The sequence below is a fragment of the Pseudomonas sp. GW821-FHT02B10 genome, from assembly GCF_059421865.1.
Genome location: NZ_JBWKVU010000028.1, coordinates 1 through 5,458, shown reverse-complemented (window position 1 = coordinate 5,458; position 5,458 = coordinate 1). Strand labels below are relative to the sequence as shown.

The 5,458-nt window shown below is 66.2% G+C and carries 4 protein-coding genes; all 4 read right to left on the bottom strand.

Annotated features, from left to right (window positions below; genetic code table 11):
* Positions 1-575: 575 nt before the first annotated feature.
* The 4 genes from msrA to AC07VU_RS30740 all read right to left on the bottom strand — a co-directional run bounded on the left by msrA (position 576) and on the right by AC07VU_RS30740 (position 5,254).
* A complete protein-coding gene (msrA, locus tag AC07VU_RS30755) occupies positions 576-1,025 on the bottom strand; it encodes a peptide-methionine (S)-S-oxide reductase MsrA (RefSeq protein WP_495031030.1) in 450 nt (149 codons plus the stop codon).
* 17 nt (positions 1,026-1,042) lie between these two features.
* Positions 1,043-2,098 (bottom strand): ABC transporter substrate-binding protein, encoded by a 1,056-nt coding sequence (locus tag AC07VU_RS30750; RefSeq protein WP_495031029.1) that lies wholly within the window; start codon positions 2,096-2,098, stop codon positions 1,043-1,045.
* Positions 2,095-4,161: an ATP-binding cassette domain-containing protein gene (locus AC07VU_RS30745; protein WP_495031028.1), complete on the bottom strand. Its 2,067-nt coding sequence runs from the start codon at positions 4,159-4,161 to the stop codon at positions 2,095-2,097. The genes AC07VU_RS30750 and AC07VU_RS30745 overlap by 4 nt, the downstream gene beginning before the upstream one ends.
* 124 nt (positions 4,162-4,285) lie before the next feature.
* Positions 4,286-5,254, bottom strand: coding sequence for an aliphatic sulfonate ABC transporter substrate-binding protein (locus tag AC07VU_RS30740; protein ID WP_495031027.1), 969 nt, complete (start codon positions 5,252-5,254; stop codon positions 4,286-4,288).
* Positions 5,255-5,458: the final 204 nt, after the last annotated feature.

Here is a 5,458-nt window from a genome sequence, read left to right as displayed (position 1 = left end):
GGCGGGCACCGCGTTTCCCCAGATCCTGCGAGGTGTCAGGGTTAGCGGCCCGGCGGGCCGATCGCAGCCTCGCTGCGCTCGGCAGCGGCTACACAAAGCGTGTTAGACAGAAGAGTTGCAGCGTGGCGAAGGCAGCAAGCTTTGGCTTGGCTTTGGCTCTGTTTTGGTTTTGGTTTTGGTTTTGGCTTTTGATCTGGCTCTTGCTCTTGCTCTTGATCTACCCGCCCCTTTCCCAGAGGCCGAACGCAGATCTTGCGCAGGGGGCACCTCGGCAGGGATGCCGAGGTAGCCGCACTGGGCCAGGGATGGCCCATTGCGGCGGCCCCCGGAGCAGGACCGGAGTGAGGGCATGCCGAGCACTAGCGAGGCACCGAATGGTGGGGCAAGACCTTTTGGTTACTTTTGGGGCGTTTGCCAAAAGTGACCCGCCGTAAGGGCGGAACCCTAAGCCGCCGTGACCGCAGAAACGGATATGTACACATCCAAAAAAATGCAGTGCCAGAGCCGACGCTATCGCGAGCAATCGAGCGTCGACCGGCTGCTCCTACAGAAGCAGGCCTGCGCGACCAGTACCCTCAGATATGGCAACTGCTCAAGCCATTCTTTTCCAGGTAGCACTGGTGCGCTTCATCCGCCAGGTCGAAGCGACCCAGGGGCACGATCACCGTGGCCACGGGTTTGTTGAGGCGGCCGGAGTCTTGCAGGGCCGTCTTGGCCTGCCGTGCCTGTTCGGCCTGTAGGGCGTTGGTGTGGAAGATCGCCGAGCGATATTTCACTCCACCATGCTCCCCCTGCCGATCCACCGAAGTCGGATCATGCAGCCCCCAGAAGTGCTCGATCAGGCTCGGATAAGCCAACACCCGAGGATCGAAATCCACCTGCACCACCTCGATCCGCAACGACTCGTCGCCCGCCTCCACGGCGTAGCCCACCCGTGTCTCCACCACCCCCGGCAACGCCCGGAACGCAGCTTCCGCGCCCCAGAAACAACCCGCGCCGAAGGTGGCCTGTTTGATCCCGCTCATGTTCCGACGCTCCTCGCTCACTGCACCGCTCCAACTTTCTCGCCGCTGGCGCCCAGCCACTGATCGACGATCGCCGGGTTGGCCTGGACCCAGGCTTTGGCCGCTTCCGCCGCCGGTTGCTGTTCCTTCTCGATCCTGAGGATCAGGTCGTTCAACACCTGCGGGTCGATGCTGAAGTTTTCCAGGAAGGCGGCGATCCGTGGCGCGCGTTTCTGCAAGGCGCTGGAGGCCAGGACATAGACCCGGGCGTCCGGGTAGGCGCAGGTGATCTTGCTCTTGTTCAGCCAGTCGGCGTCCACCGTCGGGCTGACGAATTTCCAGCAGCCGTCGGCCTTGTACAGCGGGTCGCCCTTCTTGTTGTCCTGGGCGTAGCCGTCGAACGCCGGTTCGTCCAGGCGGCGCAGGTCGAAGGCGGAGAAGATCCAGTCCGGGGTGTAGGCGTAGAACACCACGCCGCGCCGGGCCTTGTAGGCCGCGGCCAGCTTGGCGTAGGTCACCGAGGCTTCGGTGGACACCGATTCGAATTTGTCGGCAAAGCCGAAATCCTTGGCCTTGATCTGGCCGATATAGGTCGACTCCCACCCCGCCGGGCCCACCAGCAATTGCGCCTTGCCGCCGCCCAGGGGTTCGAAGAGCTTGGCCACTTCAGGTTTCTGCAGGTCGTAGACCGACTTCACGCCGTATTGGTCTTGCAGGTAACCGGGGATATAGAAGCCCTGCACCCCGAGGTAGGGTTGCTTGTTCGGCACCAGGGAGCGGGTGCCGCCGCTGACGTACTTGGCCCAGGCGGCGGATTGATTAGGCAGCCAGATATCGGTCAGCACATCCACCGAGCCGTCGCCCTTGGCCGCGGCGGCGAACAGCACCGGTATGTCACCGGCGAGGTAAGACACGTCGCCGTCGAGGCGGCTTTTGATCACCTCGCCGAGGATGTTCTGGATGGCGATGGCACCGGTCCAGTTCTGTTCGCCGATGACGATCTTGTCCTTGGCCAGGGCTGGCAGAGCCAGCCCCAGGAGCAGCGCGGCAGCGCCCAGGGTGCGGGAAAACGACTTGTTCAAGAGACACCTCATTGCTGATGGAAAGCGCGATCCCGCTGGCGCAGGGTCGCTTGAATGATGCGGTCGGGAATCAACGCGCAGAACACGATCGCCGCGCCGGCCAGCATGCCCTCGCCGCCCTTGATATTGCGCAGCGCGGTCATCACGTCGTAGCCCAGGCCGCCGGCGCCGATCAGCGCCGCGACCACCACCATCGACAGGCTCATCACCAGGGTCTGGTTGATCCCCAGCAGCAGCGAGCCGGCGGCCAGGGGCAGCTCGACCTTGGTCAGGATCTGCCACGGCGTGGCGCCATGGGCCAGGGCCGCTTCGACGGCAGCTTTGGGTACTTCCCGGATCCCCAGGGCAGTGAGGCGGATCATCGGCGCCAGGGCGAAGATCACCGTGGCAATCACCGCCGGGGTCTTGCCCACCGAGAAGAAGGCGACCGCCGGGATCAGGTACACGAAGGTCGGCAGGGTCTGCATCACGTCCAGCAAGGGCGTGATCAGGCGCCGCGCCAGGGCGCGCTTGGCCAGGAGGATGCCGGCGGGCACGCCGATCAGCAGCGACAGCAGCACCGAGGAACCCACCAGGGCCAGGGTGGCGATGGTCCGCTCCCAGAAACCGAACAGGCCGATATAGAGCAAGGCCGCGGCGCTGGTCAGGGCCAGGGCCGCGCCGGCACTGCGCCAGGCCAGCAGCACCAGGGCCAGCGCCGGGACCGGCCAGGGCAACCAGCCCAGCAGGCTTTCGATGCTTTCGATCACCGTGCGCACGGCGACTATCACGCCGACAAAGGTGCTTTCGAAGGTGACCTGGGACCAACCAATCAACTGGTCGATGGCCGCCGCGGTGCCCAGCAGCGCCTGGCGGTCGGCGGGAAATTGCAGCCAGGGGCCGCTGGCATCCACCGCCAGCACCCGCCACAGCACCAGGCCCTGGCACAACAGCAGCACCAGCCACGGCAGGCGCCAGTCGGAACGGCCCTGGCGGCTCGGACGGCGGGCCAGGGTTACGCTGAGCAGGCGGCTGAGCAACAGGCCGAGCACCGCCAACCCAGCCCAACCGAAACTGGCGCTGGCCAACCACTGCCCCAGGGCACTGGCCGCCACCAACTCCAGGGCGAACCCCAGCCAATACAGCGCGCCACGGCCGCTGGCAGCCAAGGCCGCCGGCCCCAGCAACAGCGCCTGCCAGAAGGAAAACCCCGGGGCCACGGGCGCCGGAGCGGTTGTTGTTTTAGCCGAAGCGACGGGCGCCGCGGCCAGCGTGTCGCTGCGCGCGCCGTGTTCCTGAAAGAAGTCCGCCACCTCGGCGTCCGCCGGCTGCTCCAGCAACTCGCCGGGGCTGCCGAGCTGGATCAGCTGGCCCTGGCGCAGCACCGCGATGCGGTCGGCCAGGCGCAGGGCTTCCGCCGGGTCGTGGGTCACCAGCAAGGTGGTGATGCCACGCTCGCGCACCAGGCGCAGGAAGTGGCGTTGCAGGTCGCGGCGGATGGTCGGGTCCAGCGCGCTGAAGGGTTCGTCCATCAGCAGGATGTCCGGCTCGCTGACCAGCGCGCGGGCCAGGCCGACCCGCTGCTGCATGCCGCCGGACAGCTCATGGGGATAGTGCTCGCCCCAGCCCTCCAGGCCCATGGCCCGCAGCTGCACATCGGCCGCGGCCTGGCGCAGGGCCTCGGGTTCGCCGCGCAGTTCCAGGGGCAAGGCGACGTTGTCGCGCACGCTGCGATGGGGCAGCAGGCCGAAGTGCTGGAAGACCATGCCGATGCGCCGCGAACGCAAGGTGCGCAGGTCCTTGGCCGAAAGCTGGCTGATGGCCGCGCCGTCGATCAGCACCTCGCCGCCGCTGGGCTCGATCAGCCGGTTGATATGCCGCAGCAAGGTGGACTTGCCGCTGCCGGAGGTGCCCATCAGGCACAGCACTTCGCCACGGCGCACGCTGAGGCTGACCTGCTCCACCGCCGGCGCGGACGAGCCGCGGCCGTAGCGCTTGGTCAGGTTGCGCAGCTCCAGCACCACCTCGGCGCTGGCCGGTTGCGGAGCGGACGAGGCTGGGACGGCAAAGGCCTCTTGGGGGTAAACGGCAGACACGGGAACTCCTGACGCCGGACGCGCAGCCGCGTCACCGGCGGTGATGAAGAAAAAAATGGCTGGGGCCGGCCAGGCGGCTACCCCGTGGGAAGGAGCTCGCCGACACAGGCGAGCCAAGGCTCAGTTACAGGTGTTTCGGGCTCCACAGCTGCACCGCGCGGGCATCCACCGGCTTGGGCAGGAGTTTTTCCTGGTAGAAGGCATCGGCGATTTTCTGTTGCTCGCCCAGGGCGTCCGGCTGCACCGCTTCCACCTTGTAGGTGCGGCGGCTGTTGGCCAGTTCCACCGTGCTCACGTCCAGGTTGCCCCATAGCGGGCCGAGCAGTTTTGCCGCCTCCGTCGGGTGCGCCTTGACCCAGGTGCCGGTCTTCTGCAACTCGGCGAACACCTGATTCAGCACCTCGGGGTGAGCCTTGGCGTAATCGTTGGAGGCCAGGTAATAACGCCGGTAGCTGGCCAAGCCCTGGCCGTCATGGAGCACCCGCGCGCCCTGCTGGCGCTGGGCGCTGGCGACGAAGGGTTCCCAGGTGACCCAGGCATCGACCTTGGCGGTTTCCAGGGCGGCGCGGCCGTCGGCCGGAGTCAGGTACACCGGCTGGATATCGGCGAAACCCAGGCCGGCTTCGCGCAACGCGGCGATCAGCAGGTAATGGCTGCCGGCGGCCTTGGTCACGGCGATACGCTTGCCCTTGAGGTCGGCCAGGGACTTGAGCGTGGAATCCTTGGGAATGACGATGGACTGGGCGGCGGGCGACGGGGTTTCCGTGGCGAAGTAGGTCAGCTTGGCGCCGGCGGCCTGGGCGAACACCGGCACGGTGTCGGCGACGTCGGCGCTGATGTCGACGTTGCCCACGTTCAACGATTCCGCCAGGGGCAGGCCGCTGGTGAATTCATGCCAGGAGATCTTCACGCCCTGCCCCGCCAGCTGTTTTTCCAGGGTGCCCTGGGCCTTGAGCACCGCCAGCAGGGTCGAGGATTTCTGGTAGCCGATACGCAGGTCGCTAGCGGCCTGGGCATCGAGGGCCATGCCCAGCGCCAGACCGGCCAGGGCGGTGATCGACAAGCTACGACGCAAAGCAAAGGGCAGGCGCATGGGGGCGGACCTTCTGGGAGACAGGAAAGTCGCTAAAAGCTAATCGATCTAAGAATTCAAATATAAATACTTTTTAAGCATTAGCTTAGGTTCGGCTGGCTGGCCCGAAGTGCATGTGCTGGCCGATCACAACATCGCCCCGTAGCCGCTGCCGAGCCCGCGAGGCTGCGATCGACCCCGCAGGGGGCGCGGGGATCTCAAGAC